Source organism: Bacilliculturomica massiliensis (genome assembly GCF_900605495.1).
Taxonomy (GTDB): Bacteria; Bacillota; Clostridia; order Peptostreptococcales; family Anaerovoracaceae; genus Bacilliculturomica; species Bacilliculturomica massiliensis.
In genome coordinates this window covers 42718-66936 of record NZ_LR027601.1, presented here as the reverse complement: position 1 = coordinate 66936, position 24219 = coordinate 42718, and the positions used below count along the sequence as shown (strand labels likewise).

Genomic DNA, 24219 nt, shown 5'->3' with positions numbered 1-24219 from the left:
TCATCCTATCCTTTCCCTATTGCCACAAGAGTGAACCCGAAAACGGGTTCACCCTTGTGGAATTGGACTATTACGGAATTCACCCTCATCGCATTAAGGGCACTTGTACGCTTGTTTATGCTCTCGGCTTCTTGACCACGGCAACTCCTGTGCCGTCGAGGATCAGCTGAGGCTCGTCGAGTACTTCGAACACATCCTGCTCTCTGTGGTTCTCGATGATCTTGTAGATTCTATAGCCGTAAGTTCTGGAACGGCTGCCTTCACTTTCAAGCCAGATGATGACTTCGATGGTGTCGCCGCCGAACAGTCCGGCGCGGAAGTTGGCGTTAACATTGGCCAGCAGAGAACCGTCTCCGTCATCGCGTCTTACTGTGAAGTCTGTCAGCGCGTCGATAGCATACTGCAGAATCTGAGGGCCGGACAGCATATAATCGGAATAATGGTTGTTTTCGCAGTTGGTCTTATAGCGAAGTCTCATTTCCTTTAATTCCGGTCCTTTGGCATTGTCGATGACGAATTTTCTGTCTTCCATGATGATAATCCCTCCATGAATGATTGAATTGAAATATTTTATTTATTCATTGAAATAACGTTTGACGCCTTGAAGTGCCGGCATCCTCCGTTAAGCCGATGCCTTTTGGTCTTTGATCCTTCCACCTTCCATCTTGCAGAGCGTAACTGCGATCACGAAGGAAAGTCCCACGGTGATAGCGATTCCCAGAATGGCGCTTCCCGTAGCTCCCAGCGTATTGTACATCAGGCCCGTAGCCAGATAAGCCACGGCTGCGGCCGCCGCCACGCACAGGGCGTATGGCAGCTGCGTCTTCACGTGAGCGATGTGATTACAGCTTGCTCCCATGGAGGACAGTACGGTGGTATCGGAGATCGGCGAGCAGTGGTCGCCGAAGATCCCGCCGGAGATTACAGTACCGATGGCGGCTCCCAGAGGAGCGTTGATGGCCAAGGCCAGCGGAATGGAAATGGGCAGGAAGATCGCGAAGGTACCCCAGGAGGTTCCTGTGGTAAACGCGGTGAACGCGGCGATCACGAAAACAGCGATGTACATGACGGTGGGCGTCAGGAAATTCTCGGTGTGTGCGATAACAAACGCGGTGGTTCCCACTGCCTTACACACAGAACCGATAGCCCAGGACAGAGTCAGGATCAGTACGGCGTCCATCATCATTCTGATTCCTTCGAAGAAGGTATCTACCGCTTCCTTCGGGGTCATTACTTTGTTTCTTACGGTGTAGACTGCGGCTACGATGCTGGCTACGAAGAATCCGACCACCAGGCACTTTGTGGTGCTGGCGTTGGCCAGAGCCGTCATAACTCCCACGTTGGGGAAATCGCCGGTCCACAGGAATCCTGCAAAGATCACGCCTACCAGTACCAGCAGAGGTACGATCATGCTGGACATTGTCGGCTTCGATCCCTCAGGCAGGATCACCTGACGGATCAGGGCCGGGGACGCGTCGCCGTCGTCTACCAGCTTGCCTGTCAGTCTGGCTCTGTCTTCCGCTTTCTTCATGGGTCCGAAGTCGAATCCGGAGATCGCGATCATGTATACCATGATGACGGCGCCGATGGTGTAGAAGCTGAAGGGAACAGCCTTTACAAACTCGCCCATGGGGTTGGCCTGTACATTGTTCTGCTCAAACTGCTGGGCGATGATCGAAATGATATAGGCGCCCCAGGCGGTAAAGGGGAACATGCTGGGCATGGTCGCCGTGGTAGCGTCGCAGATGTAAGCCAGCTTTTCTCTGGACACCTTCAGAGCGTCCGTGATAGGCTTGAAGATCGGTCCTACGAGTACCGGGTTGGAAGAGTCGCTGAAGAAGATCGCGGTTCCGCCGGCAGCCGCCAGTACCTGAGCCTGCTTGCTGGTCTTTACTTTCTTTGTAAGTCTCTCAGCAAATGCGTGAGCGCCGCCGCCCTTTTCGAGAAGGAGGGCGAAGGACCCGCAGAACATGGCCATGAAGATAACGGCCGCGTTGGAGGGATCTCCCATGGACGGGAAGATATAATCTCCAAAGGTAGCCATCAATCCGTCGATAGGATTAAAGCCGCAGAGAAGCGTTGCTCCGATCCAAATTCCTGCAAACAGTGAGATCAGTACCTGTTTCGTTAAAATAGCTAAAACAATAGCGAGTATAGGGGGCAATAAACTTAATACACCTACAGTCTCCATGTTATTCCTCCTGTTTCATTTTCTGCCGCTTATGCGGTCTAACTGAAGTTATAAAATAATTCATTTTGATAAAAGCGAATCTGTAAATGCTACTTCCCTGTTATCTTCTCAGGACAGTATACTTATTCATCAGTTCGTGATACAGCTCTGCGCTAAGCTCCGACTTCTGCGGTATGTCTATGTATCCGTCTTATTCCACCGCCAGAGACCCGGTCAGCATGATATTCCCCACGTGTCATGATGTTCCCCACGTGTTTTCCCAGCGCGGCGGATCGATTCGCATCTTTTCCAAGAGCATCCCACAGGAAGACCTCAACACACCACGGACCATATGCGTACAAGGATGTGTTGACCAGGCTGGTGAATATATCCTCCAGCTGTTCGATCTCTTTCCCGATCAGCGGCGGGCCCATCTGCGAATCCCACACGCCGGCGGACAGCCGGCTTGAATCACAGACGGCTCCATAGCCGTGGATACCCTCATCGGTGATAACTTCCGCAATAGTAACGAAACGTTCCTTTCGGGATTCCCCGAGTTCCAGCAGGATGGAAAGGATTTCTTCAGAAGAACTTCCACCCGCCGTACCTTACATCGACAATTTTCAGACAGCCACCTCTTTCTGTAACTATTTCATCCTAGGATATCTATATATAATTGCAAATAGTGTGCCAATTTAAAAAAACAGCATATTTGCGTCGATTTCCCCTATCATATCGCATTTTTCTGTGGATTTTATCTCTCTTTTTCAATAATAAGGATCGGCTTGTCAAAGTTTTTTTACTATTTTGATCTTTTCTTCTTTTCCGTCTAAATTTTTTTACGTTTTACCCTTGTTTCTCTTACATTTTTCACCTTAATTTCTTTTATCCTTTCAAAATCTCGTTAAAAAAGCGTCAATTAACGTAAAAATGTTTTGACGTTTTCCACTTAATTCCTTCTATTTCGACAAATTTCGCCCCGCCATTCCCCATCTCCTTCCTTTCCTCAGCTTCGTCTCCCTGCTGTGAAAAAGTTTTTCCTATGTTATAAAAAGAGGGGGGCGGGATCTCTGACCGCATAAAAAGAGGAGCCTTTCCGCTCCTCCTCTTTACACTTTCCTCATCTGCCTGTATCGCTGTCTCCCCGCTGAGGGGGCAGATTATGAAGTCTCGTGCCTCCTTCCTGTACCCAAAAGCTCCGGGATCAATGCCGGGAACCCTTCAGATGCCTGGTGGAACAGTTCCTGAATACCGAAAGCCGGCCAGCCAAGGAAAATGCGGGTCCTTTTCTTGATTTTTTCTTTTTGCCCTCACAAAAGCTCCAAAAACGAAAATAAAATGGATAATACATATCTAATATTAAAAATATGGAAAATATTTTTCGTTTTAAACACAGAATTGCTTACAAAAAGAAAAAAGCGACATAGATCGACAAGGCAAACCGTTCAAGTTCCTGCTGCGTCCTCTGTTTTTTTCTTTTTTGAGTGTTGATAGCAGGCAAAAAGAAAAAACAGGTCCTTTCGTGTTTTCGATCAACGGATGATTCGATCCACATAATATAATACCGCCAATCGCCTGTGCGATTGACGGTTCCTGAAAGATTGTTTTTAATATTGATAGCTTTTAATATTTCTGATCGATATTATATTTGCGGATCTTGTACCAGAGCCCCTGCTTGGATATCTGCAGCGCCTTGGCTGTCCTTGATAATCTTCTGTCATTCTCCACGTACTTTGTTTCGATGAGCTTCTTCTCAAATTCCGACACCAGTTCCTCCAGCGACTTATCCGAAGTATCTTCTATAACGATCTTCCCTATATCAATGTTGTCGAGCATATACTTCGGTATATTTTCAACGTCGATGGTCGCGCCGTAATTCAGATGGTAAGCGCCTTCGATGACGTTTTTCAGCTCCCGGACGTTTCCGGGCCAGTCGTAGTTCATAAAGACCCGTTTGACCTGATCAGAATACTCGATGATGTTTTTATTCAGTTTCTGATTCAGCTCTTTTCGGAAATACTCCATGAGAAGCGGAATATCCTGCCGCCTTTCTTTCAGCTCCGGCAGATCATAGCGTATGACGCTGAGCCTGTAGTACAGGTCTTCCCGTATCTTCCGCTGCTTCACGCACTCCAGAGGGTCTTCATTCATGGCTGCGATGATCCGCACGTTTACATCGCGCACTCTCTTATCGCCGATCCTGCGTATTTTCTGTTCTTCAATGGCCCGCAGGATCTTCGCCTGGGCTTCCAGCTCCATGGAGTTGATCTCGTCAAGAAAGAGGGTTCCGTTGTCCGCCATCTCAAACAGACCCATGGTGTCGCTGGCTCCGGTAAAGCTGCCCCGCACCGTTCCAAAGAGTATGCTTTCAAGCAGCGTGGCCGGTATGGCCGCGCAATTCTGCACGATCAGAGGGCCGTCGTGCCTTGAACTGCATTTGTGGACAGCGTTCACGATCAGCTCTTTTCCCGTCCCCGTCTTTCCGTAGACCAGCACCGGCGCGTCGCTGTCGCTGCTGAGACGGATCTTTTCCTTTATATCATTCAAATTGGGATCCTGGGTGATGATATCCTCCAGATCGTAGCCGTTGTTTTGATTCAGATATTGATCCGTGTTAAACTCGATGCTCAGATTCTTCTTCTCGATGGGCTTGTCGAGATAGATGGCGATATCCGCCACCCCTACCATCTTTCCGCCGTCGTGTATGGGAATTTCAGAACTGATCGTGTGGATCGTGGTTCCCAGAAAGGAAGTGAAGGTCTGCTCGCAGTTCATGAAGGACTTTCCTGTCCTCAGACACTGCATGATGTAGCTGCTTTCCTCCGTCAGATAGGGATAGGCGTCCAGCAGTTTTTTGCCCAGCACATCGGTTCCCTTCAAAGCGCTTACATCAGGATATTTCGTATAATAATAACGAATGATCGCATTCTCGTCTACAATCATGATGCTGTCCGCGTTGCTGAAGATCTTCAGTGTCTGCTCTACATAACGATTCAGCATCTTCATGATACATCCCCTCCATTCCGGCGTACGCCCGTCGCGGGCCGCGCCTTCCCACGCCTCGTCCCTCTCCGCTCCGTTTTGCGGTCTGACCCCAGAGGTCTTCCCCCCGGCCGGTGCGCCCGCTGTTTTCGGAGTCTGATCTTCTCCGGGAGAAGGTCGAATGCCAGTTAATACTAAGCATATCATAAAGTATGTCAAAAAGGGAAAACAAAAAATGGAATGCGGGCATAATTGCTCAAATATACGCATAAATGAGCGGACCCATCCACAAAGCAAATTGCTCCCCCCTGCCTGCAGATGCTTATTCGCCCTGCGGGCTCACTTTCACAAAATAAACTTTTTTGAAACATGCGGAAATATCAACGGACGGTATTTACTATGTTAAAAAGACCCCGGCAATCCCATTGCCCGGGTCTTCTCTTCGTTCTTTTTGCCCGCGGCGGCGGGACGCGCCCATCCGCTGCGGATCATATTTTTTATCTACACCAATTCGAGGAATACCATCTCGGCGCAGTCCCCTCTGCGGGGTCCCAGCTTCAGGATCCTGGTATAGCCGCCGTTTCTGTCGGCGTACTTGGGCGCGATCTCGTCGAACAGCTTTGTCACAACGTCCTCATCGAAGATGTAGGCCAACGCCTGTCTTCTTGCGTGCAAATCGCCGCGCTTTGCCAATGTGATCATCTTTTCCGCTTCTCTTCTCGTTTCCTTCGCTCTCGTATCGGTGGTAGTGATACGACCCTCTCTCAGGAGGTCGGTTACGAGATTTCTCAGCATCAGCTTTCTGTGAGCTGTGGGTCTGCCTAATTTTCTATAGCCTGGCATGTTTCTCCTCCTTCCCGTCTATTCGTCGCTTGGCTTCAGTCCAAGACCTAATTCTTCCAGTTTATGCTTAACTTCATCCAGAGATTTCTTGCCCAGGTTCCGCACCTTCATCATATCGTCCTCGGTCCGGTGGGTCAGTTCTTCAACTGTATTGATCGCAGCGCGCTTCAGACAGTTGAAGGAACGAACAGAGAGCTCCAGCTCCTCGATGGTCATCTCAAGAGCCTTCTCCTTCTGATCTTCTTCCTTTTCCACCATGATCTCAACGGAATCCATGCTGTCGGTCAGATCTATGAACAGCTTCAGATGTTCCTGCATGATCTTTGCGCCGATGGAAACGCCCTCGTCGGGCTTGATGCTTCCGTCAGTCCAGATCTCCAGGATCAGCCTGTCGTAGTCCGTTACCTGTCCGACTCTCGTATTCTCCACCGTAAAGTTCACCTTTCTGACAGGTGTATAGATGGAGTCTACAGGAATCACTGCGATCGGAGTATTCTCTGTCTTGTTCTGATCCGCAGACACGTAGCCTCTGCCCCTGGCGATGTTGATTTCCATCACGAGAGTGGAGTTCTCTTCCAGGGTTGCAATGTGCAGCTCCGGATTGAATATCTCCAGTTCGCTGTCCGCGATGATGTCCGCGGCAGTGACCTCTTTCGGGCCCACGGCGTTGATGATGACGCGCTTCGTGTTCTCATTATTCAGGCGTACGGCGAGCTTCTTGAGATTCAGGATGATCTCCGTAACGTCCTCTTTCACACCTGGAATGGTGGAAAACTCGTGAAGAATGCCATCGATCTTGACGGAGGTAACTGCGGCGCCGGGGAGCGACGAGAGAAGGATCCTTCTCAGGCTGTTTCCCAATGTGGTGCCATAGCCTCTTTCCAGGGGCTCCACCACAAATTTGCCGTAGTTCTTGTCCTCATCAGAGTAGATACACTCGATTGTAGGTTTTTCAATTTCGATCACTCAAAATCCCTCCTTTTAAAAATATGTTAAGGGGTAATGCAGGGGTCCTGCCGATCTGCGGATCACACGGCTGTCCGGAAAAGCGGCGCGGCGCCGCAGGCAAAGCCTGGGTGCCCCGAAGTCCCGGACATACCGCTCTCTGCAGAGTTCTGCTCTCTGCAAAGCTCCACGCTCGCCGCCAGATCCTGCGTCGTAGCCTGCTTGCCATCCGAACATCGCCTTCGGCTCCTTCGTATGGGCAGGCCTGACGGGGGACCTTCCGACGATTTGCTCCGCTCTCTGCAAAGCTCCATGTTCGCCGCCAGATCCTGCGTCGTAGCCTGCTGCCATCCGAACGTCGCCTTCGGCTCCTTCGTATGGGCAGGCCTGACGGGGGACCTTCCGACGATTTGCTCCGCAAATCGGGATAGGTCTCCCTACTTCGAGTACAACTCGACGATCAAATGTTCTGCAACCGGTGTATCGATGTCTCCTCTGGTCGGGAGCGCGAGAACTTTGCCTTCCAGCTTGTCGGGATCAACGGTGATCCAGGACGGGGTGCTGATGGACATTTCTCTTACTTCCTTGAACTTCGGAGAAGATGTGCTCTTTTCTTTTACTTTAATGACGTCCCCTGCTTTGACTTCCAGAGACGGAATGTCTACTTTTTTGCCGTTCAGCGTGAAGTGGCCGTGGCGTACCAGCTGTCTGGCTTCCTTTCTGGAGGAAGCGAAGCCCATTCTGAACACGACGTTGTCCAGTCTGGTCTCCAGCATGATCAGCAGATTTTCACCAGTCTGGCCTTTTCTCTTCTCAGCCTTCACAAAGTAGTTTTTGAACTGGGTCTCCAGCAGGCCGTAGAACCGCTTCGCCTTCTGCTTTTCTCTCAGCTGAAGTCCGTAGTCGGATACCTTCTTTCTGCCCTGTCCATGCTGTCCCGGAGCGTAGTTTCTCTTCTCCACAGCGCATTTGCTGCTATAGCATCTCTCGCCCTTCAGGAACATTTTCTGGCCTTCTCTCCTGCACAGTCTGCAGGAAGGACCTGTATATCTTGCCATATTAACTACACCTCCCTCTCACTATACTCTTCTTCTCTTCGGCGGTCTGCAGCCGTTGTGAGGGATCGGGGTGATGTCTTTGATCATGTTGATCTCAAGACCGGCGGTCTGCAGCGCTCTGATCGCCGCCTCACGGCCGGACCCGGGTCCCTTTACGTATACTTCCACGGTCTTCAGTCCGTGCTCCATCGCGCCCTTGGCAGCTTCCTCAGCGGCCATCTGAGCAGCGAAGGGAGTGGATTTTCTGGAACCCTTGAATCCCAGAGAACCGGCACTGGACCAGGACAGAGCGTTTCCGTTCAGATCTGTAAGAGTAACAAGAGTATTGTTGAAGGTCGATTGAATATGAGCCTGACCGCGTTCAATATTTTTGCGTTCTCTTCTCTTTTTGCGGACTGTTTTCTTTACAGCTTTTGCCATTTTAACCTACCTCCTTACTTCTTTTTCTTTCTTCCTACAGTCTTCTTCGGACCCTTCCGGGTTCTGGCGTTCGTCTTGGTCTTCTGACCTCTGACGGGCAGTCCTCTTCTATGTCTGATTCCTCTGTAGCAGCCGATTTCCATCAGTCTCTTGATGTTCAGGGAAACTTCTCTTCTGAGATCTCCCTCCACATCGTATTCCGAATCAATGATCTTTCTGATGGCACCAACTTCATCCTCAGTCAGATCCTTGATCCTCGTGTCCGGGTTGACTCCGGCCTGGGCCAAGATCTTGGCCGCGGTCGGCTTTCCGATACCGTATATATAGGTGAGTCCAATTTCTGCTCTTTTGTCTCTGGGTAAATCGACACCGGCTATACGAGCCATACTTCTACCTCCTTTTTTACCTGGATTGTCTTTTTTGTTTATGATGATAAGATAACCTTCAGGAAGTTTTTCCTGAGTGAGACATGGGAAAAACCAGCCGCTCCCCTCCGGTCCTTTTCATGCGTTTTAGCCCTGTGTCTGCTTGTGCTTCGGATTTTCACAGATAACCATTACTTTTCCGTTTCTCTTAATGACCTTGCACTTTTCGCAGATGGGTTTTACTGATGCTCTAACTTTCATGACATAAAACCTCCTCGCTGTACGTCGTAGCCTGCCTGTGGGTCGGGCGCCGTCGCCGGCCAGCTCTCCCGGGCAGTCCTGACGGGGACACCTGTATCCGTTTGCCGCGCAAATCGGGACAGGCGCGCCTTATTTATCTCTCCAAGTGATTCTGCCTCTGGACAGGTCGTAGGGAGAAAGCTCTACCTTTACTCTGTCGCCGGGAAGAATCCGTATGAAGTTCATTCTTATCTTACCGGAAATGTGCGCGAGCACTTCATATCCATTTTCAAGCTGTACCTTGAACATGGCGTTTGGCTGTGCCTCCAGCACGGTACCAAATACTTCTATGACATCTTTTTTTGCCATGTATGGCGCACCTCCTCAAAATTCCAAATATCGTTTTCCGCCTGACGGATGCTATGCCGCTCAAAAGCCGGCGCGGATGTCCGCGTCAGCCTCACAGAGTCAGCAGCTCCGGTTCATCTTCTGTAATCACCACGGTGTTTTCGTAGTGCGCCGAGAGGGAGCCGTCAACGGTCTCTACTGTCCAGTTGTTCAGCATGACCTCCACGTCGTATCCTCCGGCATTGATCATGGGTTCGATGGCGAGCACCATGCCCGGCGTCAGCTTCGGCCCTCTACCCGGTCTTCCGTAATTGGGTATCTGGGGGTCCTCATGCATATTCCGCCCGATGCCGTGTCCGACAAAGTCCCGTACAACAGAAAATCCTGCCGCCTCGGCGTGAGCCTGAATGGCGTGGGACACGTCTGTGAGACGGTATCCCGGTCTGCAGAATTTCAGCCCTGCGAAGAAGCTCTCCTCCGTAACGGTGATCAGCCTCTGCGCTTCCTCCGAAATCGTACCCACGGCGTAGGTCCTGGCCGCATCGCTGTAGTAATCCTTGTAGATCGTACCAAGGTCCACGCTGACGATGTCCCCCTCCTTCAGAATCTTCTTTTTGGAAGGGATCCCGTGAACGACTTCCTCGTTCACCGAAACACAGGCGCAGGCCGGAAACCCGTTGTATCCCTTAAATGCCGGGATCATCTTATTTCTAAGAATGGTCTCCTCGACGTAATCGTCGATATCCTTGGTGGACATGCCCGCCGTGATGACCTTCGGGAGCTCAAGCAGCATGGCTTTTGTCACCGTAGCCGCTTCCCGCATCAGATCAATTTCTTGCTGTGATTTCAGAATTATCATGTATTATGCTCCTATTGCATCCACGATAGCGGCAAAGACGGTATCCAGTGCGCCCGCGCCGTCGATGTGCGCGATGTTGCCCGCTTTCTCATAGTACGCGATCAGCGGACTGGTCTGTTCCTTGTATACCTTAAAGCGGTTCTTTACGGTTTCTTCCGTATCGTCGGCTCTCTGGTACACCTCTCCGCCGCAGACGTCGCAGACGCCCTCGACCTTCGGCGGCATATTCGTCACATGATAAGGCTTTCCGCAGGCCCTGCACACTCTTCTGCCGATCATCCGGTCCAGAAGAATGTCTTCAGCCACATCGATGTCGATGACCTTAGTCAGCTCCATGCCGTTTTTCGCCAGAAAGGCGTCAAACTTCTCCGCCTGATATTCGGTCCTCGGAAAACCGTCCAGCAGGAATCCGTTCTTGCAGTCGTCCTGGACCAGGCGGTCGTTCACCAGGTCGATCGTCAGATCGTCGGGAACGAGCTCGCCCTTATCCATATATTCTTTTGCTTTCTTCCCCAGAGGGGTACCTTCCTTGACGTTCTTGCGGAAGATATCTCCGGTGGAGATATGAGGGATATGATATTTTTCAGCAATGCTTGTCGCCTGTGTGCCCTTACCGGCTCCCGGAGGGCCCAGCAGTACTAAATTCATCATGGTTCTACCTCGCTATTTCAAGAAACCGGAATAGTTTCTCATTACCATCTGGGTTTCCAGCTGCTTCATGGTATCCAGTGCAACACCTACCGCGATGAGCAGGGAGGTTCCGCCGAATCCGATGGAGAGGTTGGTCCACTGCTGCAGCAGCGTCGGCATAGCGGCGATAACCGCCAGGAAGATCGCTCCTGCAAATGTGATTCTTGTCATAACTTTGTTTAAATATTCAACGGTGGGCCGTCCCGGTCTGATTCCCGGAATAAATCCGCCGTTTGCTTTCATGTTGTCCGCTACTTCCTGGGGATTGAAGGTGACCGCCGTATAGAAGTAGGTGAAGAAGATGATGAGGATAATGTCCAGAGTGACATAGATCCACACGCCCGGGTGTCCGCTGGGGGACAGCCACTTGGCAACCCACGCTGCAAAGCTCGTTCCCGGCCAGATATAGGTAATGGTCAGGGGGAACTGCAGCAGGGAAATTGCAAAGATAACGGGAATTACGCCGGCCTGGTTGACTTTGATCGGAATGTGCGTGCTCTGTCCGCCGTACATTTTTCTGCCGACCACTCTCTTCGCATACTGTACGGGAATCTTTCTCTGTCCCTGCTGGACCAGAACGATTCCAACTACTACGACCAGTGCGAAGATCACAAACAGGATGATGGAGACGATGCTTACCGTTCCATCCCGATACGCGGAAAGCGTATGGCTGATTCCCCTCGGGATTCTGTCAACAATTCCTGCAAAGATGATCAGGGAGATTCCATTTCCAATTCCCTTTTCGTTGATCTGCTCGCCCAGCCACATCAGGAAGGCGGTTCCCGCGCACAGCGTCAGGATGATTACGATCTTGGACAGCGCGCTGTTGTCGGCGATGACCTGTCTGAACAAACCAAAGGTGTAGCCGATGGCCTGGACCAGCGCCAGCACAACGGTGAGATACCGCGTATACTGAGCGATCTTCTTTCTTCCTTCCGTACCCTCCTTCGCGATCTCCTCCAGTTTGGGGATCGCAATGGTGAGGAGCTGCAGTATGATGGATGCCGTGATGTAGGGGGTTATGCTCAGCGCGAAAATGGTGAAGTTGCTGAAGGAACCACCCGAAAACAAGTCGAACAGCCCGAATAACCCGGATTCATTGGCGTTGAACATGTTCGCCAACTGACTGCGGTCGATTCCGGGAACCGGAATGCAGGAACCCAGACGGAAGATGACGAGCATCAGGAATGTGAAGATCATCTTCGTCCGAAGCTCCGCGACCTTCCAGGCCTGCGCGATTGTTTTGATCATGCTCATGTTAGATCACCTCTGCCTTTCCTCCGGCAGACTCGATCTTTTCAATAGCTGTTTTGCTGAATTTCTGAGCCTTTACGGTAATATTCTTTTCCAGTGTTCCTTCACCGAGAATTTTGATCCCTTCCGTAACACCCTTTGCCAGGCCTTTATCCATCAGCATTTCCGGCGTCACTTCCGTTCCGTTCTCGAACACGTTCAAAGCCCCCACATTGACTCCCACATATTCTCTTCTCCAGATGTTTGTGAATCCTCTCTTGGGGATTCGTCTGTATAAAGGCATCTGGCCGCCCTCGAAGCCGAGACGTACGCCGCCGCCGCTTCTGGACTTCTGACCGTTCATACCTCTGCCGGCGGTTTTGCCCTGACCGGTAGCGGTACCTCTGCCTTTTCTCTTCGGCTTTCTGGACGCGCCAGGAGCCGCTTTCAATTCATGCAGTTTCATGTCTTGCTACACCTCCGTTCCTAGAGTTCTTCTACTGATAAAAGATGCTTTACTTTTGCGATCGCTCCGCGAACCTGCGGTGTATCCTCGAATTCCACTGTCTGTCTGATTTTTTTCAGACCAAGCGCTTCTACAACTTTTCTATGAGCAGGGGAAGCGCCGATGGTGCTCTTGGTCAGTGTGATTTTCACTTTATTAGCCATGATGCGGTTCCTCCTAACCTAAAATTTCTTCCTTTGTTTTGCCTCTGAGTCTGGAGACCTCTTCTACAGTCTTCAGCGCTCTCAGGCCTTCCAGCGTTGCATAAGCCATGTTTCCGGGATTATTGGACCCGATGGACTTCGCTCTCACATCTTTCAGTCCCGCCAGTTCCAGTACGGTACGTACGGAGCTTCCGGCGATAACGCCTGTACCGGGAGCGGCGGGCATGATCAGTACTCTGCCGGCGCCGAACACACCCAGTGTTCTGTGAGGGATCGTGGTTCCCACCGTGGGAACGTGGACCAGATCTTTCTTCGCATCTTCGATTGCTTTTCTTACGGCTTCCGGAATTTCCTGCGCTTTGCCGAGGCCGCAGCCTACGTAGCCCTCGCCGTCGCCGACGACGACCGTAACGCTGAATCTGAAGTTCTTGCCGCCCTTAACGACCTTCGTAACACGTCTGATGTTTACGATGGATTCTTTTAAGTCAAGCTTGGATGCATCTATCATGTTTCGCATTCTTTTCCTCCTCCTGCTAGAATTTCAGGCCGGCTTCGCGCGCGCCGTCAGCCAGTTCTTTGACTCTTCCGTGATACAGGTATCCGCCTCTGTCAAAGCATACGGTCTCAATGCCCGCAGCCATTGCTTTTTTAGCGATGGACGCTCCGACCAGTTTCGCGGCATCCTTGTTTCCGCCGTAAGCCGCTTCCGCCTTGACGTCTTTGTCAAGGGAAGAGGCCGCAGCCAGCGTTCTGCCGTTCACATCGTCGATCACCTGCACGGAAATATTCTTCAGGCTTCTGTATACGCACATTCTCGGTCTTTCAGGAGTTCCGAATACGTCTTTTCTGACTCTCAGATGTCTCGCCTGACGTCTGTCGTTTCTGCTCAATTTCTTTGCCATGTGTATTCACTCCCTTCTATTTCTTCTTAGCTCCGGCTTTGCCTTCTTTTCTGCGAACCACTTCATCAGAGTAGCGAATACCCTTGCCCTTGTACGGCTCCGGTTTTCTCCACTTTCTGATGTTGGCAGCGTAGTTGCCGACAACAGCCTTGTTGGCTCCCTTGACGATGATCTCCGTGGGGGATGTTACCTCCGTGGTGATGCCTTCGGGATCTTCCATTTCAACGGGATGTGAATATCCGAGATTCATTACGAGCACTTTGCCCTTTTTCTCAGCTTTATAGCCGACGCCGATCATCTGCAGCTTCTTCTCGAAGCCGTCGGTGACACCGACTACCATGTTGTTGACGAGGGTCCTGGCCAGACCGTGCATTGCGCCGGCTTCCTTGCTCTCGTCCACAGGCACCGCGGTGAGCACGCCGTCTGCGATTTCAAACTTGATCTTCTTGCTGATCTGCTCCTGCAGTTCTCCCTTTGGTCCTTTTACAGTAACAAGATTGCTGTCACTGACTTTCACTTCGACACCAGCAGGGATTGTAACAGGCTTTTTACCAATTCTGGACATGTCTGCAATCTCCTTTCTTGTTACTTTATTACCAAACGTAGCAGATGACTTCACCGCCCACTCCCAGCTTTCTGGCCTCTTTGTCGCTGATCAGGCCCTTGGAAGTAGACATAATCGCGATTCCCAGTCCGCCCAGTACCTTGGGGACTTCGTCGCTCTTTGCATATACTTTGAGACCCGGCTTGGAGATTCTCTTGATTCCGGTGATTACTTTCTGCTTGTCGGCGCCGTATTTCATCTGAACGCGGATGACGCCCTGTTTTTCGTCTTCTATTACATCGTACCCTTTAATATAACCTTCTTCGGTTAAAATTCCCGCGATCGCTTTCTTCATCTTGGAAGCGGGAATGTCAACGGTAGCGTGTCCTACAGTATTGGCATTTCTGATTCTTGTAAGCATATCTGCTATAGGATCTGTCATGGTCATAGTAGAAGTACCTCCTTCCTTTTTATTCTACCAGCTGGCTTTTCTTACGCCGGGGATCTCTCCCTTATAAGCCAGCTCTCTGAAACAGATACGGCAGATTCCGTATTTTCTCAAGTACGCGTGGGGTCTTCCGCAGATTCTGCATCTGCTGTAGGCCTGCGTGGAATACTTCGGCTTTCTGGCCTGTTTTACTTTGAGAGATGTCTTTGCCATAATTCCCTCCTATTTCTCAAACGGCATGCCGAGCGCTTCCAGAAGAGCCTTCGCTTCCTCGTCGGTCTTGGCCGTGGTGGTGAATACGATGTTCATACCTCTGATCTTCTCTACCTTATCGTATACGATCTCAGGGAAGATCAGCTGTTCTTTGATACCCATGGAGTAGTTTCCTCTTCCGTCGAAGGAGTTCTTGCTCACACCTTTGAAGTCTCTTACCCGGGGCAGGGAAATGTTGAAGAATTTGTCGGCAAACTCATACATTCTGTCCCCTCTCAGCGTTACCTTCGCGCCGATGGGCATTCCCTGTCTCAGCTTAAAGTTCGCGATGGATTTTCTGGCTTTCGTGATAACGGGCTTCTGACCTGCGATGATGCCCAGTTCTTCGACCGCTACTTCCAGGAGCTTCGCGTTCTCCTTGGTGTCGCCCAGACCCATATTCAGCGTGATCTTTTCGAGCTTCGGCACTTCCATGACATTTTTATATTTAAACTTTTCCATCAAAGTGTTAAATACTTCGTTCTTGTACGTTTCTCTCATTCTAGCTGCCAAGATGATTCCCTCCTTTCATCAATTAGTCAATAACCTGGCCGGTTTTCTTGGACACTCTCATTTTGTGTCCATTCTCAACCTTGTATCCGATCCTCGTCGGAGCCTTGGCCTTTGTATCGTAGTACATGACGTTCGATACATGGATAGGACCTTCCTGGTGTCTGATTTCACTTGCCGCATTTCTGGTCTGCTTCTGGTGCTTGGTCTGAATGTTGATGCCCTCAACGATAACAGTATCCTTTTTCGGGAATACCTTCAGGACCTTGCCCTTCTTGCCTTTATCTTTTCCGGTAATCACAAGTACCGTGTCGTTCTTCTTGATCTGCATCCTGTCCACCTCCTACAGTACTTCCGGCGCCAGGGAAACGATCTTCATAAACCCTCTGTCGCGCAGCTCTCTCGCAACAGGTCCGAAGATACGGGTTCCGACCGGGTTCTTGTCGTCCTTGATGATAACCGCCGCGTTCTGATCGAACTTCACGTAGCTGCCGTCAACTCTTCTGGCACCTTTGGCGCTCCGCACGACTACAGCCTTGACCACGTCGCCCTTCTTCACAACGCCGCCGGGGGTGGCGTCCTTCACTGCGCACACGATGATATCGCCAATGTTCGCGTACTGACGGCTGGTTCCGCCGAGAATACGGATACATAACAGTTCCTTCGCACCTGAATTGTCAGCAACTTTCAATCTGGTTTCTGTCTGAATCATTTCGTTGCCTCCTTATTTTACTTTCTCGATTATATTTACGAGTCTCCATCTCTTGTCCTTGGACAGCGGTCTCGTCTCCATAATTCTCACTTTATCACCGATCTGGCACTCGTTGTTCTCATCGTGCGCCTTGAATTTCTTCGTTCTCTTTACCGATTTCCCGTAAAGAGAATGGCGGATGGACTCTTCCACGCTTACAGTGATGGTCTTATCCATCTTATCGCTGGTTACGAATCCAACTCTGGTCTTTCTTCTGTTTCTTTCTTCCATGGCCTGCATCCTCCTTTCGGTTAACCTTCACTTCTCTTGAGTTCTTTCTCTCTCAAGATGGTCTTGACGCGAGCGATATCCTTCTTGGTATCTCTCAGCTTAATGGGGTTTTCGAGCTGACCGGTGACATGCTGGAATCTCAGGTTGAACAATTCGTTCTTGAGCTTCTTGATCTCTGCGGTCAGTTCCGCCTCACTCATATTTTTGATCTGTTCGATTTTCATTATGCTTCACCACCCTCTGCTACTTCCTGGCCTTTGATGGCAAACTTGCACTTCACGGGGAGCTTGTGCATAGCAAGCCTCATCGCTTCTCTTGCCGCTTCCTCGCTTACACCTTCAATTTCAAACATAACTCTGCCCGGCTTTACAACGGCTACCCAGTACTCGGGAGCACCTTTACCGGAACCCATACGAACTTCAGCGGGTTTCTTGGTGACAGACTTGTGCGGGAAAATCTTAATGAATACTTTACCGCCTCTCTTGATGGATCTGGTCATCGCGATACGGGCGGCCTCTATCTGATTCGAGGTGATCCAACCACATTCCTGGGAGATCAGTCCGTACTCTCCGTACGTGACGGTGTTTCCCTTGGTTGCCACACCTTTCATTCTTCCTCTGTGGACTCTACGACGTTTCACTCTCTTCGGCATTAACATCGCTAATTCCCTCCTTCCTTGGCTAATTATTCTTCAACGGGTGCTTCTGCGGGAGCTGCTGCTTCGGCAGGAGCCGCTTCCTCCGCTTTTGGAGCGGGAGCCGGTTTGTTCGGTCTCTTTCTGGGGTTGACGAACTTCTTCATTTCCTTTTCGTCTCCGCCTCTGCCGCCTCTTCTGTCATTGCGGTCGTTTCTGTCTCTTCTCGGGCGATCATTGTCTCTTCTCGGACGGTCGTTTCTGCGGCCGCCTCTCTCCTGCTTTCCGCTCTCTTCCGGCAGATTGCTCATGAGACCCTTGGTGAGTACCTCGCCAAGATTGATCCACACCTTGACGCCCAGCTTTCCGTACGTGGTGTCCGCTTCCGCGAAACCGTACTGGATGTTGGCTCTCAGCGTGTGGAGAGGAACGTTGCCCTCGCTGTATTTTTCGCTTCTGGCAATTTCAGCGCCGCCTACACGGCCGGAAACCACGATCTTGATTCCCTTGCCGCCGGCTTTCATGGTTCTGCCGATGGCCTGCTTCATTGCACGACGGAAGGAGATTCTCTTCTCCAGAGCCTGTGCGATGCTCTCAGCGGTCAGCTGCGCATCCAGCTCTGTTCTTCTCACTTCGACGATGTTGATATTTACAGACTTGCCCGTGAGCTTTTCGACTTCGGCCTTCAGCTGGTCGATGCCGTCGCCTCCGCGGCCGATCACCATACCCGGCTTCGCAGTCAGGACAGTAACCTTGAGCTGATTGTTGGCGGCTCTCTCGATCAATACTTTGGATACGCCGGCAACATATAACTTTTTCTTTACGAACTCTCTGATCTTCTGATCCTCAATGAGGTAATCGGCGAAGCTCTTCTTATCTGCATACCATTTGGAATCCCAGTCTTTTATAACGCCCACTCTGAATCCGTGCGGACTAACTTTCTGACCCATTCAATAAACCTCCTGTCCTGAATTATCTTTCCTTTAATGTAACGCCAATGTGGCTGCTTCTCTTAAGGATGATCGACGCGCGTCCCTGGGAGCCCGCTCTCCATCTCTTCATGGTCGGTCCCTGGTGCGCGTATACTTCAGCAACATAAAGCTTATCAACGTCCATGTCGTGGTTGTTTTCTGCGTTTGCTGCTGCAGACTTCACTACTTTCTCTACCAGCTCAGCGCCTTTGCCCGGCGTGAATTTCAAGATCGTCAGCGCCTCCTGTAAGTCTTTTCCTCTTACAAGATCCGTAACAGGCTTCAGCTTGATCGGAGACATTCTGACGTATTTTGCAACTGCTTTTGCTTCCATGGTTCATATCTCCTTTCTTATCTCTTGACCTTGGAGTCGGCGCCGTGGCCTCTGTAGGTTCTGGTCGGAGCGAATTCGCCCAGACGGTGACCTACCATATCCTCGGTGATATATACAGGAACGTGTTTCTTGCCGTCGTGAACGGCAATCGTGTGTCCTACCATCTGCGGAAAAATAGTTGACGGTCTGGACCAGGTCTTGACGACCTTTTTCTCGTTCGCTTCATTCATAGCTTCAATGGCCTTTAACAGCTTAGCGTTTACGAAAGGGCCTTTTTTCAGTGATCTACCCATTATTTATATCCTCCCTTCAACTATTTTTCGTTTCTTCTCTTTACGATATATTTGTTAGAAGACTTGTTCTTCTTTCTGGTCTTGTAGCCCAGAGCCGGCTTGCCCCAGGGAGTAACCGGGCTGACGCGGCCGATACCGGTCTTGCCTTCACCACCGCCGTGGGGATGATCGTTCGGGTTCATTACGGAACCTCTCACTGTGGGACGGAAGCCCATATGTCTCTTTCTTCCGGCCTTGCCCAGCTGGATATTGCCGTGCTCGTCGTTTCCGACTTCGCCGATGGTGGCTCTGCATTCCATTCTGATCTTTCTCACTTCTCCGGAGGGCAGTCTCACCTGAGCGTAGTTGCCTTCCTTCGCCATGAGCTGCGCGCCGTTTCCGGCGGAGCGGACCAGCTGAGCGCCCTTTCCGGCTTTCAGCTCAACGCAGTGGATGAGCGTACCCACGGGAATGTTGGCCAGCGGCAGAGCGTTTCCGACCTGAATGTCGGAATCGGGGCCGGAGTATATGACCTGACCTACGGCCAGCTTCTTCGGCGCGATGATGTATCTCTTCTCACCGTCGGCGTAAACGATCAGAGCGATGTTGGCGCTTCTGTTCGGATCGTATTCGATGGCCGCTACTTTTCCGGGGATCCCGTCTTTTCTTCTCTTGAAGTCGATGATCCTGTACTTGGGTCTGGTGCCGCCGCCTCTGTGGCGAACGGTGATCTTTCCTCTTACATTTCTTCCGGCGTTGTTCTTCAGCGTAACCGTGAGAGATTTCTCAGGGGTTGTCTTCGTGATTTCCTCAAAGGTGGAAACCGTCATTCCTCTCAATCCGGGAGAGGTCGGTTTATATTTCTTGATTCCCATATTAAGCGTCCCTCCTTACAGACCCTGGAAGAATTCGATTTCCTTACTCTTTTCGGTCAGAGTAACGATCGCCTTCTTGTAGTCAGGCGTTCTGCCTACGTTTCTTCCCATTCTCTTTATTTTTCCGTTAACGTTCATGATGTTGACTTTCGCAATTTCCACTCCGAAGATCTCTTCCAGAGCCAGCTTGACTTCCGTCTTGTTGGCGTCGGTCGCGACCTTGAAGGTATATTTTCTTTCCTGGGCATCATCCATGGATCTTTCGGAGATAACAGGCTTTATAATTACATCATAAGGCGTTCTCATTACGCGTACACCTCCTCGATTTTCTGGATCGCATCCTTTGTGGCGATGAAGCTGGTGTAATTGATGATCTCATACACGTTCATCTGGGATACCATGGTGGTCTTTACGCCCGGAATATTGGCCGCGGACTTGATCACGTTCTCGTCCTTGTCGGCGGTGATGATCAGCGCCTTCTTCGCAGCTTTTACATTTTCCAGGACCTTGATCATTTCTTTCGTTTTCGGCGCTTCAAAGTTCAGGGAATCCAGAACGATGATCTCCTTTTCCTGTACCTTGGAGGACAGGGCGGACTTCATAGCCAGTCTTCTCAGCTTCTTAGGCACCGTGTATCTGTAATCTCTCGGCTTCGGCGCAAAGACAACTCCGCCGCCTACCTGCGAGGGGTCTGTGGAGCTTCCCTGTCTGTGACGGCCCGTTCCCTTCTGACGGAACGGCTTTCTGCCGCCTCCTCTGACCTCGGCTCTCGTCTTCGCGGACTGAGTGCCCTGTCTCTGGTTTGCCAAATAATTCTTAACCACTGTGTGAACAGCGAACTGGTTCGGTTCAATTCCGAAGATGGCGTCGTTGAGCTCGATGCTTCCCGCTTCTGCTCCGGCCATGTTCAGCATAGTTACTTTTGCCATTTGACTTCCTCCTTTCTAATCGTTATTTCTGCTGTCCCTTAACTGCGTACTGGATGCGGAGCAGGCCGCCCTTTCCTCCAGGAACAGCGCCCTTAACGAGCATCAGGTTTCTGTCAGCAATAACTTTTACTAAATCGACGTTCTGAACGGTCACGGTCTCTCTTCCCATTCTTCCGGGGGCCTTGTTGCCCTTGAATACTCTGGAAGGATACGTACCGGCAGCCAGACCGCCGGGCAGTCTCTTGTGCTTGGAACCGTGAGTCATGGGGCCTCTGTGATGGCCGTGTCTCTTGATGTTGCCCTGCGTTCCCTTACCTTTGGAAGTTCCGGTCACATCCAGTTTGACGCCCTCTTCGAAGTCGGCGACGGTGATCACCTGACCAGCCTCGTAGGTCTCGCCCTCTTCCAGGCGGATCTCAGCCAGATGCTTCTTGTAAGGAGCCTGCCACTTGTCGAAGTGTCCCTTTTCCGGACGGTTGAGCCTGTGCTCTTTCTTGTCCTCAAAGCCGATCTGTACGGCGTTGTATCCGTCGGTCTCAACGGTCTTGATCTGCGTCACGACCGCCGGGCCTGCCTCGATGACAGTGACGGGAATCGCTTCGCCGGTTTCGGAAAAAATCTGAGTCATTCCGACTTTTTTTCCTAAGATTGTCTTCATACTTTCTTCCTCCTATTTCTTACAGCGGATTACGTCGCGCAGCGGATCGCCTGTCCTCTTTCCGGTCCCTGCCCTCCCTGGGGCGCCGTCTCCGCAAGAGACGTGCCTTTCGGTCCCAGGCCGTCTGGCCTGAAGCCGGGCGCCGGCTGCGGGCCGGTGATCTTACCTACGCAATCATACTAAGTGCGGTGGAGATTTTCCTGCGCGAACGGATCCGGCTCTCCGGCCCGGCTCATCTCAGCGCCCGCAGGGCGCCTCAGCCGTTCCGGGCTTTCTCCGCTCCGGTATCGGTCAATCTATCTTTGATCTTAGTATTTCAATTTTTAGAGCTTGATCTCGATGTTTACGCCGGCCGGCATATCGAGCTTCATCAGAGCGTCGATAGTCTTGGGGGTCGGGCATAAAATATCGATGAGCCTCTTGTGAGTTCTCTGTTCGAACTGCTCTCTGGAATCCTTATACTTGTGGACCGCTCTCAGGATGGTGACCACCTGCTTCTCCGTGGGAAGCGGAATCGGTCCGGAAACCTCCGCTCCGGTCTTCTTGGCGGTCTCCACGATCCTCGCCGCCGACTGGTCCAGAGATTTGTGATCATAGGCCTTTAACTTGATTCTGATTTTCTGACTGCTCATTTTTGTTCCTCCTTGTTTTTCGTTCCGGCTTTCCTGCCGGATACTCTTTTCGTACATTTTCGCTATGCTGTACGAGGGGGTCTCCATGCTCTTCTATCCCCGCTGCTGCAACTCGATGCGGGATATCTGCCCCACCGGCGTTTCCGCTTTACACGTCGCCGTGTGTTTCGTAATTTTTTACTCAAAGCAAAAAGCATGAGAATCCCTACGCCCGTTTCTGGAACGGACAATTCTCTGCAGAAATTATCTGATAGCTCAGTAACTTCCTGCTTCATCGCATGGGAGGCAACGTCTTCAGCGGCCATACTGCCTGATATTTCAGCAGTTTCTCCGAATTTTGAACGCACCTGTCCCTAAAGCAAGCTTTTTTAGTATAATGCAAGCCGCCGGGGAATGCAAGAGTTTTTTCAAACTTTTTCACGATTTTTTTCATTTTTTTACTGGCGGCCTTCACACGTGTTTTCAATGCGTAGGAGCGTTAATGGAATTTTATTCTAGTCAAAAAGTTCGTACACGCTTCCACGCGTTTCTTTTTGTCTGTTTTTTATCTGGATGCGTTCCCCCGGCGGGCTTTGCGCCGAGTGCCGGACTGGCTTGCTGAGTGACGGTTATCCGCTGAGTGACGGCTGGCCTGCGGCCGCTGGGGGGCAGACCGCTGCGGGTCGGCTTTGGGGCAGGCGCCGGCTGTCTGCTGAGCCTGTCTCATATACCCCTTTCGGTGTGTCTTAGAGACAAGACCCTTATTTTTGCTTTGGGGCAGGCGCCGGCTGTCTGCTGAGCGCTGGCCGGCCGATGAGTGCCGGCTGGCCTGCGGCCGCTGGGGGACTTCGCGCCGAAAGACCCTCACCGATCGCCGGCGGGCTCCGCGGTCACTGAGGGAAGATCGCTGCGGGTCGGCTTTGGGCGAGCGGGCGGATCGCAGTTGGGCGGGCTTCCACACGAGGGAGCGCCAAATGTCGGATGGGCTGATCTGGGGCGGATGAGCAGCCGGACCGCGGGCAGGCTTGTGCTGCGGAACGGTCGGGTAGCAGATGACTGTATATTAGCGGCCGCGGATCCGGGCGCCGGATCCGTGCAACAACGAAGCGGATGGGCGGGCGGATCGCAGTTGGGCGGGCGCCAATCGGCCGGTTCTATTCCAACACCTACGCCCATAGGCGATCTGCGATATTTTTTCTTCATTTCACCTAAAAAGCATATAAAAATAGGTGAAAAATCATCAAAAAATGTTTTCTCACCTATTTCGCGACCAAAACGAGGCATTTTATGGAATTTATTGAGGGAAAATAGGCGAACGACGATTTTTTTTGCCGTTTTCACCTATCCGATTTCCAGGGACCGGTCTTGGCCGCCTGCAACGCAGTTCAATGTCGATCCACGCCCGCGATCTGGATCGGCATTTTATTTACAATGGCCGCCTGTACTGCAGATTCCCCTCCGCAGCGCCGCCATCAGCCAGCTGCCACCAGTCAATTGCCAGTCGCCAGCGACCGGCCGCCCGCAGAGCGGTCAACGCCGGCCCTATCCGTGAAATCTTTATTACCAGAAACAGCAACCAAGCTCCGATCTATTACTGCAGCCAGCTGCTGCACCGTTACTGCCAGTAGTCCAAGATGCCGGTTCATTCACAGCAGTTCACTATATAACACTGTATAATATGTAACTTACCCGATCCCCAGCGCGTCCTTCGCCAGAGCGTCTGCCACGTCGTTGTACTTGTCGCCCGAATGTCCGGTCACTTTGACGAATTCTACTTTCAGGTCGCCCCGGATGCTGTCATAGAACGCTTTGTAGGCCCTTGTCCCTTCTTTATTTGTCTTCCACTGTCCCAGACACCACTTTGCGATTCCTTCATAATCGTGATGAATGATCACTTTTCGGTATCCGTGCTCCAGTGCGTAGCGCATGGCGGCTTCGGATCCCTTGATCTCCCCCGCCACATTGTGCATCTGCGCCAGCTCCCTGTCGTCCATCTTCTGTGAAAAGCAGAGATCTTCATCCGGCAGCAGCAGGACCACTCCATAGGAAAATTCTTTTGTCGCGGAATTATAGCTGCCGTCCACATAGGCGACCAGCTCGTCCACGGTCCCCCGCTTTTGCCCGGCGGTCACGCCTGGCCCAGCCTTTGCGGCTCCGTTCCCTGCGCTCTCACCAGCAGCCTCCCTGGCTGCTTTTCTGCGGCCCCCGCAGCGGATAGCCTCGGGGCCCTCCGCCGCTCCCGAACCCGGATCCACCCGTGTTCCGCAGGGCATCTCCGACGTTCCTGTGGCTCCCGACGCTCCCGCCAGATAATCCTCCGCCGCTTCTCTTGTGCCGAAGCTCTTATATTCCGCGCCCGGATAGCCGTATACGCTGTCACGGCATTCATCCCACGTATCGAACAGTCCTGTCACTTTTCCTCTGCGGACTGCGTAAACCTTTTTCGCCATTCCCGTCTTTACCCTTTCCAGTTCT

At 51.5% G+C, this 24219-nt stretch carries 36 protein-coding genes; all 36 read right to left on the bottom strand.

Annotation, left to right across the window (positions count from 1 at the left end):
• Positions 1-115 precede the first annotated feature (115 nt).
• Positions 116-532, bottom strand: coding sequence for a hotdog fold domain-containing protein (locus tag E0E37_RS05375; RefSeq protein ID WP_130861964.1), 417 nt, complete (start codon positions 530-532; stop codon positions 116-118).
• Between the two features lie 90 nt (positions 533-622).
• Entirely contained in the window at positions 623-2191 is a 1569-nt protein-coding gene (locus E0E37_RS05370; RefSeq protein WP_130861963.1) for a Na+/H+ antiporter NhaC family protein, read from the bottom strand.
• 152 nt (positions 2192-2343) lie between these two features.
• Positions 2344-2733: a hypothetical protein gene (locus E0E37_RS19225; protein ID WP_408608642.1), complete on the bottom strand. Its 390-nt coding sequence runs from the start codon at positions 2731-2733 to the stop codon at positions 2344-2346.
• Positions 2734-3793: 1060 nt separating this feature from the next.
• Positions 3794-5176: a sigma-54 interaction domain-containing protein gene (locus tag E0E37_RS05360; RefSeq protein WP_154939790.1), complete on the bottom strand. Its 1383-nt coding sequence runs from the start codon at positions 5174-5176 to the stop codon at positions 3794-3796.
• Positions 5177-5653: 477 nt separating this feature from the next.
• Positions 5654-5995, bottom strand: coding sequence for a 50S ribosomal protein L17 (gene rplQ, locus E0E37_RS05355; protein ID WP_130861961.1), 342 nt, complete (start codon positions 5993-5995; stop codon positions 5654-5656).
• An 18-nt stretch (positions 5996-6013) separates the two neighbouring features.
• Positions 6014-6961: a DNA-directed RNA polymerase subunit alpha gene (locus tag E0E37_RS05350; protein WP_130861960.1), complete on the bottom strand. Its 948-nt coding sequence runs from the start codon at positions 6959-6961 to the stop codon at positions 6014-6016.
• A 416-nt stretch (positions 6962-7377) separates the two neighbouring features.
• Complete coding sequence (rpsD, locus tag E0E37_RS05345; protein WP_130861959.1) at positions 7378-7998, bottom strand: 30S ribosomal protein S4; 621 nt, start codon at positions 7996-7998, stop codon at positions 7378-7380.
• 21 nt (positions 7999-8019) lie between these two features.
• Positions 8020-8418 (bottom strand): 30S ribosomal protein S11, encoded by a 399-nt coding sequence (gene rpsK / locus E0E37_RS05340; protein ID WP_130861958.1) that lies wholly within the window; start codon positions 8416-8418, stop codon positions 8020-8022.
• 14 nt (positions 8419-8432) lie between these two features.
• Positions 8433-8804, bottom strand: coding sequence for a 30S ribosomal protein S13 (gene rpsM / locus E0E37_RS05335; RefSeq protein WP_130861957.1), 372 nt, complete (start codon positions 8802-8804; stop codon positions 8433-8435).
• A gap of 126 nt (positions 8805-8930) precedes the next feature.
• Complete coding sequence (gene rpmJ / locus E0E37_RS05330; RefSeq protein ID WP_130861956.1) at positions 8931-9044, bottom strand: 50S ribosomal protein L36; 114 nt, start codon at positions 9042-9044, stop codon at positions 8931-8933.
• A gap of 129 nt (positions 9045-9173) precedes the next feature.
• Positions 9174-9392: a translation initiation factor IF-1 gene (infA, locus tag E0E37_RS05325; RefSeq protein WP_130861955.1), complete on the bottom strand. Its 219-nt coding sequence runs from the start codon at positions 9390-9392 to the stop codon at positions 9174-9176.
• A gap of 91 nt (positions 9393-9483) precedes the next feature.
• Complete coding sequence (map, locus tag E0E37_RS05320) at positions 9484-10230, bottom strand: type I methionyl aminopeptidase (protein WP_130861954.1); 747 nt, start codon at positions 10228-10230, stop codon at positions 9484-9486.
• A gap of 3 nt (positions 10231-10233) precedes the next feature.
• Positions 10234-10878 carry an adenylate kinase gene (locus E0E37_RS05315; protein ID WP_130862264.1) on the bottom strand — a complete coding sequence of 215 codons (645 nt, stop codon included), beginning with the start codon at positions 10876-10878 and terminating at the stop codon, positions 10234-10236.
• Between the two features lie 15 nt (positions 10879-10893).
• The gene (gene secY / locus E0E37_RS05310) at positions 10894-12171 is read right to left on the bottom strand and encodes a preprotein translocase subunit SecY (RefSeq protein ID WP_130862263.1); all 1278 of its coding nucleotides are present in this window, start codon (positions 12169-12171) and stop codon (positions 10894-10896) included.
• A gap of 7 nt (positions 12172-12178) precedes the next feature.
• Positions 12179-12619 (bottom strand): 50S ribosomal protein L15, encoded by a 441-nt coding sequence (rplO, locus tag E0E37_RS05305; protein WP_130861953.1) that lies wholly within the window; start codon positions 12617-12619, stop codon positions 12179-12181.
• Between the two features lie 20 nt (positions 12620-12639).
• Positions 12640-12822, bottom strand: a complete 183-nt coding sequence (rpmD, locus tag E0E37_RS05300) for a 50S ribosomal protein L30 (protein WP_130861952.1) — start codon at positions 12820-12822, stop codon at positions 12640-12642.
• A gap of 13 nt (positions 12823-12835) precedes the next feature.
• Complete coding sequence (rpsE, locus tag E0E37_RS05295) at positions 12836-13339, bottom strand: 30S ribosomal protein S5 (RefSeq protein ID WP_130861951.1); 504 nt, start codon at positions 13337-13339, stop codon at positions 12836-12838.
• A gap of 16 nt (positions 13340-13355) precedes the next feature.
• Positions 13356-13724, bottom strand: coding sequence for a 50S ribosomal protein L18 (gene rplR, locus E0E37_RS05290; protein WP_130861950.1), 369 nt, complete (start codon positions 13722-13724; stop codon positions 13356-13358).
• Positions 13725-13740: 16 nt separating this feature from the next.
• Positions 13741-14289 (bottom strand): 50S ribosomal protein L6, encoded by a 549-nt coding sequence (rplF, locus tag E0E37_RS05285; RefSeq protein ID WP_130861949.1) that lies wholly within the window; start codon positions 14287-14289, stop codon positions 13741-13743.
• A gap of 28 nt (positions 14290-14317) precedes the next feature.
• Positions 14318-14716 (bottom strand): 30S ribosomal protein S8, encoded by a 399-nt coding sequence (rpsH, locus tag E0E37_RS05280; RefSeq protein ID WP_130861948.1) that lies wholly within the window; start codon positions 14714-14716, stop codon positions 14318-14320.
• Between the two features lie 27 nt (positions 14717-14743).
• Positions 14744-14929 carry a type Z 30S ribosomal protein S14 gene (locus E0E37_RS05275; protein WP_130861947.1) on the bottom strand — a complete coding sequence of 62 codons (186 nt, stop codon included), beginning with the start codon at positions 14927-14929 and terminating at the stop codon, positions 14744-14746.
• Between the two features lie 9 nt (positions 14930-14938).
• Positions 14939-15481: a 50S ribosomal protein L5 gene (gene rplE, locus E0E37_RS05270; RefSeq protein WP_281275513.1), complete on the bottom strand. Its 543-nt coding sequence runs from the start codon at positions 15479-15481 to the stop codon at positions 14939-14941.
• Between the two features lie 22 nt (positions 15482-15503).
• On the bottom strand, positions 15504-15809 hold the full coding sequence (gene rplX, locus E0E37_RS05265) for a 50S ribosomal protein L24 (RefSeq protein ID WP_130861946.1): 306 nt from the start codon (positions 15807-15809) through the stop codon (positions 15504-15506).
• A gap of 12 nt (positions 15810-15821) precedes the next feature.
• A complete protein-coding gene (gene rplN, locus E0E37_RS05260) occupies positions 15822-16190 on the bottom strand; it encodes a 50S ribosomal protein L14 (RefSeq protein WP_130861945.1) in 369 nt (122 codons plus the stop codon).
• A 12-nt stretch (positions 16191-16202) separates the two neighbouring features.
• A complete protein-coding gene (gene rpsQ, locus E0E37_RS05255; RefSeq protein WP_130861944.1) occupies positions 16203-16460 on the bottom strand; it encodes a 30S ribosomal protein S17 in 258 nt (85 codons plus the stop codon).
• Between the two features lie 20 nt (positions 16461-16480).
• Complete coding sequence (gene rpmC, locus E0E37_RS05250; RefSeq protein WP_130861943.1) at positions 16481-16684, bottom strand: 50S ribosomal protein L29; 204 nt, start codon at positions 16682-16684, stop codon at positions 16481-16483.
• The gene (gene rplP, locus E0E37_RS05245) at positions 16684-17118 is read right to left on the bottom strand and encodes a 50S ribosomal protein L16 (protein ID WP_130861942.1); all 435 of its coding nucleotides are present in this window, start codon (positions 17116-17118) and stop codon (positions 16684-16686) included. Before rplP ends, rpmC begins: the two co-directional genes overlap by 1 nt.
• A 26-nt stretch (positions 17119-17144) precedes the next feature.
• Entirely contained in the window at positions 17145-18044 is a 900-nt protein-coding gene (rpsC, locus tag E0E37_RS05240; RefSeq protein WP_130861941.1) for a 30S ribosomal protein S3, read from the bottom strand.
• Positions 18045-18066: 22 nt separating this feature from the next.
• The gene (gene rplV / locus E0E37_RS05235) at positions 18067-18399 is read right to left on the bottom strand and encodes a 50S ribosomal protein L22 (RefSeq protein WP_130861940.1); all 333 of its coding nucleotides are present in this window, start codon (positions 18397-18399) and stop codon (positions 18067-18069) included.
• Positions 18400-18416: 17 nt separating this feature from the next.
• Entirely contained in the window at positions 18417-18692 is a 276-nt protein-coding gene (gene rpsS, locus E0E37_RS05230) for a 30S ribosomal protein S19 (RefSeq protein ID WP_130861939.1), read from the bottom strand.
• A gap of 20 nt (positions 18693-18712) precedes the next feature.
• A complete protein-coding gene (gene rplB, locus E0E37_RS05225) occupies positions 18713-19546 on the bottom strand; it encodes a 50S ribosomal protein L2 (protein WP_130861938.1) in 834 nt (277 codons plus the stop codon).
• A gap of 15 nt (positions 19547-19561) precedes the next feature.
• Complete coding sequence (gene rplW / locus E0E37_RS05220) at positions 19562-19852, bottom strand: 50S ribosomal protein L23 (RefSeq protein ID WP_130861937.1); 291 nt, start codon at positions 19850-19852, stop codon at positions 19562-19564.
• Positions 19852-20475, bottom strand: a complete 624-nt coding sequence (gene rplD, locus E0E37_RS05215) for a 50S ribosomal protein L4 (RefSeq protein ID WP_130861936.1) — start codon at positions 20473-20475, stop codon at positions 19852-19854. The genes rplW and rplD overlap by 1 nt, the downstream gene beginning before the upstream one ends.
• A 22-nt stretch (positions 20476-20497) precedes the next feature.
• A complete protein-coding gene (gene rplC / locus E0E37_RS05210) occupies positions 20498-21133 on the bottom strand; it encodes a 50S ribosomal protein L3 (protein WP_130861935.1) in 636 nt (211 codons plus the stop codon).
• 323 nt (positions 21134-21456) lie between these two features.
• On the bottom strand, positions 21457-21765 hold the full coding sequence (rpsJ, locus tag E0E37_RS05205) for a 30S ribosomal protein S10 (RefSeq protein WP_130861934.1): 309 nt from the start codon (positions 21763-21765) through the stop codon (positions 21457-21459).
• A 1664-nt stretch (positions 21766-23429) separates the two neighbouring features.
• Complete coding sequence (locus tag E0E37_RS05200; RefSeq protein WP_246019639.1) at positions 23430-24194, bottom strand: ribonuclease H1 domain-containing protein; 765 nt, start codon at positions 24192-24194, stop codon at positions 23430-23432.
• Positions 24195-24219 lie beyond the last annotated feature (25 nt).

Coding starts and splice junctions, on each gene's coding strand:
- rplP (WP_130861942.1), bottom strand. CDS start 17,118: ATGTTAATGCCGAAGAGAGTGAAACGTCGTAGAGTCCACAGAGGAAGA.
- map (WP_130861954.1), bottom strand. CDS start 10,230: ATGATAATTCTGAAATCACAGCAAGAAATTGATCTGATGCGGGAAGCG.
- rplN (WP_130861945.1), bottom strand. CDS start 16,190: ATGATTCAGACAGAAACCAGATTGAAAGTTGCTGACAATTCAGGTGCG.
- secY (WP_130862263.1), bottom strand. CDS start 12,171: ATGATCAAAACAATCGCGCAGGCCTGGAAGGTCGCGGAGCTTCGGACG.
- E0E37_RS05375 (WP_130861964.1), bottom strand. CDS start 532: ATGGAAGACAGAAAATTCGTCATCGACAATGCCAAAGGACCGGAATTA.
- rpsS (WP_130861939.1), bottom strand. CDS start 18,692: ATGGGTAGATCACTGAAAAAAGGCCCTTTCGTAAACGCTAAGCTGTTA.
- rplO (WP_130861953.1), bottom strand. CDS start 12,619: ATGAAACTGCATGAATTGAAAGCGGCTCCTGGCGCGTCCAGAAAGCCG.
- rpsQ (WP_130861944.1), bottom strand. CDS start 16,460: ATGGAAGAAAGAAACAGAAGAAAGACCAGAGTTGGATTCGTAACCAGC.
- rpsM (WP_130861957.1), bottom strand. CDS start 8,804: ATGGCTCGTATAGCCGGTGTCGATTTACCCAGAGACAAAAGAGCAGAA.
- rpmJ (WP_130861956.1), bottom strand. CDS start 9,044: ATGAAAGTTAGAGCATCAGTAAAACCCATCTGCGAAAAGTGCAAGGTC.
- E0E37_RS05315 (WP_130862264.1), bottom strand. CDS start 10,878: ATGAATTTAGTACTGCTGGGCCCTCCGGGAGCCGGTAAGGGCACACAG.
- rpsK (WP_130861958.1), bottom strand. CDS start 8,418: ATGGCAAAAGCTGTAAAGAAAACAGTCCGCAAAAAGAGAAGAGAACGC.
- rplF (WP_130861949.1), bottom strand. CDS start 14,289: ATGTCCAGAATTGGTAAAAAGCCTGTTACAATCCCTGCTGGTGTCGAA.
- infA (WP_130861955.1), bottom strand. CDS start 9,392: ATGGCAAAAAAAGATGTCATAGAAGTATTTGGTACCGTGCTGGAGGCA.
- rpsD (WP_130861959.1), bottom strand. CDS start 7,998: ATGGCAAGATATACAGGTCCTTCCTGCAGACTGTGCAGGAGAGAAGGC.
- rplB (WP_130861938.1), bottom strand. CDS start 19,546: ATGGGAATCAAGAAATATAAACCGACCTCTCCCGGATTGAGAGGAATG.
- rpsJ (WP_130861934.1), bottom strand. CDS start 21,765: ATGAGCAGTCAGAAAATCAGAATCAAGTTAAAGGCCTATGATCACAAA.
- rplC (WP_130861935.1), bottom strand. CDS start 21,133: ATGAAGACAATCTTAGGAAAAAAAGTCGGAATGACTCAGATTTTTTCC.
- rplD (WP_130861936.1), bottom strand. CDS start 20,475: ATGGCAAAAGTAACTATGCTGAACATGGCCGGAGCAGAAGCGGGAAGC.
- E0E37_RS05370 (WP_130861963.1), bottom strand. CDS start 2,191: ATGGAGACTGTAGGTGTATTAAGTTTATTGCCCCCTATACTCGCTATT.
- E0E37_RS05360 (WP_154939790.1), bottom strand. CDS start 5,176: ATGAAGATGCTGAATCGTTATGTAGAGCAGACACTGAAGATCTTCAGC.
- rplW (WP_130861937.1), bottom strand. CDS start 19,852: ATGAGAACGCCTTATGATGTAATTATAAAGCCTGTTATCTCCGAAAGA.
- rpsE (WP_130861951.1), bottom strand. CDS start 13,339: ATGCGAAACATGATAGATGCATCCAAGCTTGACTTAAAAGAATCCATC.
- E0E37_RS05200 (WP_246019639.1), bottom strand. CDS start 24,194: ATGGCGAAAAAGGTTTACGCAGTCCGCAGAGGAAAAGTGACAGGACTG.
- rpmC (WP_130861943.1), bottom strand. CDS start 16,684: ATGAAAATCGAACAGATCAAAAATATGAGTGAGGCGGAACTGACCGCA.
- rplR (WP_130861950.1), bottom strand. CDS start 13,724: ATGGCAAAGAAATTGAGCAGAAACGACAGACGTCAGGCGAGACATCTG.
- rpsH (WP_130861948.1), bottom strand. CDS start 14,716: ATGACCATGACAGATCCTATAGCAGATATGCTTACAAGAATCAGAAAT.
- rpmD (WP_130861952.1), bottom strand. CDS start 12,822: ATGGCTAATAAAGTGAAAATCACACTGACCAAGAGCACCATCGGCGCT.
- rplV (WP_130861940.1), bottom strand. CDS start 18,399: ATGGAAGCAAAAGCAGTTGCAAAATACGTCAGAATGTCTCCGATCAAG.
- rplX (WP_130861946.1), bottom strand. CDS start 15,809: ATGCAGATCAAGAAGAACGACACGGTACTTGTGATTACCGGAAAAGAT.
- E0E37_RS05275 (WP_130861947.1), bottom strand. CDS start 14,929: ATGGCAAAGACATCTCTCAAAGTAAAACAGGCCAGAAAGCCGAAGTAT.
- rplQ (WP_130861961.1), bottom strand. CDS start 5,995: ATGCCAGGCTATAGAAAATTAGGCAGACCCACAGCTCACAGAAAGCTG.
- rpsC (WP_130861941.1), bottom strand. CDS start 18,044: ATGGGTCAGAAAGTTAGTCCGCACGGATTCAGAGTGGGCGTTATAAAA.